We start from the raw sequence: 493 nt of genomic DNA on the forward strand, positions 1-493 counted from the left end.
CTTCCGAACGGTGTGCATAGCCTTTGAACATATCGAAGCTCGCACAGGCGGGGCTGAGCAACACAATATCGCCCGCTTCGGCTTGGGCGTATGCCGTCTGAACCGCTTCTTCCAAAGTGGCGCAGTCGGTCATATTCAAACCACAGCCGTCCAAATTGCGGCGAATTTGCGGCGCATCGACACCGATCAGGAACACGCCTTTTGCCTTGCCGGCAAGCGCGTCGCGCAGGGGCGTGAAGTCCTGCCCTTTGCCCATGCCGCCCAAAATCACGAAGAGCGGATTTTGCAAACCGGCAATCGCGGCGGCAGTCGCGCCGACATTCGTGCCTTTGCTGTCGTCGATGAATACCACGCCGTTTTTCTCGCCGATTTTTTCCACGCGGTGCGGCAGGCCTTGGAAGGTTTTGACGTGTTCGAGCAACGCTTCGCGCGGCAAACCGACGGCTTCGCACAAGGCGACGGCAGCCATGACGTTGGCGGCGTTGTGCAGACC

The 493-nt window shown here is 59.4% G+C and carries 1 protein-coding gene; it reads right to left on the reverse strand.

All coding sequences use genetic code 11. The features are described from left to right. Positions 1-493: glutamate ligase domain-containing protein (locus tag ACTHUR_RS19185; protein ID WP_440400374.1), on the reverse strand; the 493-nt coding region annotated here is incomplete at both ends.

The organism is Neisseria sp. P0021.S007 (assembly GCF_051956855.1).